The sequence below is a fragment of the Microcoleus sp. PH2017_05_CCC_O_A genome, assembly GCF_020738785.1.
In the GTDB taxonomy this organism is placed as follows: Bacteria; Cyanobacteriota; Cyanobacteriia; order Cyanobacteriales; family Microcoleaceae; genus Microcoleus.
This window is the reverse complement of record NZ_JAEQCB010000265.1, coordinates 1-3,865: the sequence shown is the minus strand read 5'-3', so window position 1 is coordinate 3,865 and position 3,865 is coordinate 1. Positions and strand designations below refer to the sequence as shown.

General features: G+C 48.8%; 2 protein-coding genes. Both read left to right on the top strand.

All coding sequences use genetic code 11. The features are described 5' to 3' along the window. The coding region (locus JGK20_RS33345; RefSeq protein ID WP_293209071.1) for a calcium-binding protein at window positions 1-553 on the top strand (553 nt) is incomplete at its 5' end. A gap of 813 nt (window positions 554-1,366) precedes the next feature. After that, on the top strand, window positions 1,367-3,865 hold a 2,499-nt coding region (locus JGK20_RS33340), incomplete at its 3' end, for a DUF4347 domain-containing protein (protein WP_293233683.1).

Below are 3,865 nucleotides of genomic sequence, written 5' to 3'. Positions count from 1 at the left end.
CGACAACCTGTTAGGCAACTTAGGAAATGACACAATTAATGCTGGCAACGGCAACGATCTTGTGTTTGGTAATGAAGGTACAGACTTGCTGTTTGGTGGAGCAGGAAATGACACGATTTACGCCGGCAAAGACAACGACAGTCTCGATGGCGGTATTGGCAACGACTTCCTGCTCGGCAACAATGAAAACGATGTCCTCTGCGGTGACGCCGGTAACGATACGCTTTTCGGCGGTAAGGGTAACGATCTCCTTGCTGGCGGTGCTGGTTCCGATTTCCTTTCCGGGGATATAGGAGATGATACTTTGACTGGCGGTTCGGGAAGTGATGTGTTTTTCCTAAATCAAAGTTTGGGTAGTGACATCATTACTGATTTCCGCAAGGGCGAGGATTTAATTGGGTTGGCTCCCGGTTTGAGTTTCAATCAACTCAGCATTGCGTCTAGCAGCAATCAAACTTTGATTAGCGTGACGGGTACCAATCAATTGTTAGCGAAGCTTAACGGTGTACCCGGTACTCTCAGCGCTGGCGATTTCACTCAGGTAACAATCTAACTGCCTCTGGTAGGGTGCGCGACGCGCACCTTACTATCGGCAAAACATCGGGTAGGGTGCCCGGCGGGCTGAATGTTTTGACTAAAGACTGAGGATTTCCTCCCGCTGGGTACCCTACTGTTAGTTACTGGAATTTCGGATTTTTTGGGAACTTTTCGCGATCGGCAAATACCTCAAATTGACAGACCTTGAGAGCAGATTTTAGGGTTTTAGGTCAATCAGTAATTTGGAACCGCAGCAGCTCTTCTCTGGATTGACATTACATCCTCTGCGGTTAATTGAAATCGGGTGAATCTAGTTTTTGAAGAGGGCGAAGCATGACCGCATATAAGTTATTAGTTATAATCTCATATTCACGGAGGTCATGCTTCGCCCCTACACAGATATTTGCGAAACCCAGATGCACCCATTGAAATCAAAGCAATCGCCACATAGCAATAATTCTGTCTGAATGTATTTTTCTGATTTAAATCATGGAGAAAAACCAGAAATTCTCTTGATTCTAGTTCCCCCATGCTTTCACGAAGTTTTTTAGCAATCCGGGGGTTTTCAGAATGTATATTTTACCAGAAAAAATTGGCTGAAAGTCTCTACATTTGAGGAAGCAATTAAAGTCAGACTATTCATTAATCCAATCCTCTTCATTATAGGTAGAGGTCGCTCTCAAACTGTCAACTGTCAACTGTCAACTAAGAGGGCTCTCACGGGGGCACTGCCCCTACAACTGTCAACTGTCAACTGTCAACTGTCAACTGTTGAAGGACTTCAAGGTCATTTACCAGCAAATAGCAAACATCATCATGGGTATGAAAAATGAACTCAACTTTTACCAGTATTGATTCACAGTCTGTTCTCGGCAATTCTCGTCCTAAATCTCTTGTCTTCATTGACTCGGACTTAGATGACTATCAAACTTTGGCGGGCGGCGCGATCGCAAATTCTGAGACAATCATTTTAGATAAAAATAGCAACGGAGTCGAGCAAATTACTGCGAAACTGCAAACCATTGCTGCTGCGGGGGGAACTGTAGACCAAGTTCACATTTTTTCTCACGGGAATTCTGGCAGTTTGCAGCTAGGTTCGGCGACGCTGAATTCGGATAATTTGCCGCAGTATGCAAGCCAGTTGGAAGGGTGGCGCACGGCATTGAGCGATCGCGCTGATATCATGCTTTACGGTTGCGATGTGGCGGCGGGTGATGGGGCTAATTTTGTCGATCGCCTTTCGGAGTTAACCGGGGCTGATATTGCGGCATCTAGCGATCGCACTGGCCGCGGTGGTAACTGGAATTTGGAGTTTACCAAGGGTGATATTGAAGCACCGCTAGCCTTGACTCCAGAAGCAATGGCGGATTACCAAGGGACTTTAGCCACTGTTACCGTTACCAACGCTAATGATAGCGGTGCCGGTTCATTGAGAAGCGCGATCGCCTCCGCAGCAGCCGGCGATATTATTCAATTTGCCTCCTCTCTGGCCAATCAAAAAATTACCCTCACTTCCGGTCAACTTGTCATCAACAAAAACTTGACAATTGATGCAAGTGCTGCTAGCAATTTAACCATCAGTGGCAACAACACTTCGCGGGTAATCCTCACCGAAGGTTCCACCAATGTTACTCTAAAAAACCTGATTGTTGCCGACGGCAAAGTTTCGGGAACCGATCCGAATAATGAGGCGACTAGCAGCGGCGGCGGCATTCAAACTGGCGGTAACAGCACTTTAACTTTAGAAAATTGCCAAGTCAACAATAATGTTGCCGGTTTCGGCGGTGGCGTTTACACGGGTTTCCGCAGCACCACAACAGTAATTAACAGCAAGTTTAGCGGCAATGACGGTTCTTTGGCTAGCAATACCGAACGCGGCGGCGGGGCGATCGCCACTAAAAGCGGCGGTGTTCTGAATATCAGAGATAGCGAATTTACCAACAACAAAGGCAGCTATGGCGGGGCTGTGAATAACCTGTTGGGCAGCATGACGATCGAAAACTCGAAATTCACTGGCAACCGCACAGATAAAGGCGTTGGCGGGGCAGTTTACGTCGATGGCGCTAATGCTTCTGGCCCCAATGCAACACCAGGCCCTACTCCTGGCAACATTATCATCCGAGGCAGCACTTTTGACGGCAATATCGGGACAGGAGAAGGAGGTGGAGCCTTTTTGTTTGGTTATAACCAAGACAAAGTAGTTTTGGAAAATAGCACTTTTATTAACAACAAGGCTATCAAAAATGCAGCGGGTCAGGGAGGTTCTGGTGGTGGAGTTCGCCACGGAAATGTAGATTTGACAGTGACAAATACCACCTTTGCAAACAACACAGCCGATGATAACGGTGGTGGCTTGTGGCTGGGAGAAGAGGGTAATATCAACATTGTCAATAGTACATTTTCCGGCAACACGGCTGCTAAACAAGGCGGCGGAATAGTTGTCGGTAACAAAGATGCCTTTTCGACTAACATCGTCAATTCGACTTTTGCCAAGAACACCGCTGGAGAGTTTTCGGGAGGTATTGCAACTTTTGGAAATCAGCCAATTACTGTCAAGAATTCGATTTTTGATAGCAACACGGCTGGCAATCCTTTTAAAGTTAAATTCCAAACTGGCAGAGAACTAATTGATGGCGGGAATAATCTTCAGTTTCCCGCTAAACTTACGACAGGCGATCCTAACGACAATAACGCTACGGCAAAGGTGACGATCGCAGATCCGAAACTCGGCCCTTTGCAAAATATTAACGGCGCTTTCGTGCTGCCGCTGCTAGCCGGAAGCCCCGCCATTGACACAGGTACAGGTGCAGGCGCGCCAGCTAAGGATCAGCGCGGTGTGACTCGCCCCCAAGATGGTGATGGTAACGGCAGTGCGATCGTCGATATCGGCGCTTTTGAATTCACAACGACAGCCACGCCGACTCCTACACCAACTCCGACACCTACACCCGCCCCAACTCCGACACCCGCACCAACTCCGACTCCGACACCCACACCCGCCCCAACTCCGACACCCGCACCAACTCCGACTCCGACACCCACACCTGCGCCCACGCCGACACCGGCACCAACTCCAACTCCGACACCCACACCCGCCCCCACGCCGACACCGGCACCAACTCCGACTCCGATACCGGGCACAGATAATTGTTTGCTCGATGGCGTCAGCGCCCCGGAATTAAACTCTGCTACCATCACCCCCAACCCCGTCCAAAACACTCTCAATGGCGGTAACAATGCCGATTTCATCATGGGCAGCAGCATCCCCGAGTCGATTAACGGACTGGGTGGCAACGACACTATCTACGGACTTGGCGGCAATGACAAC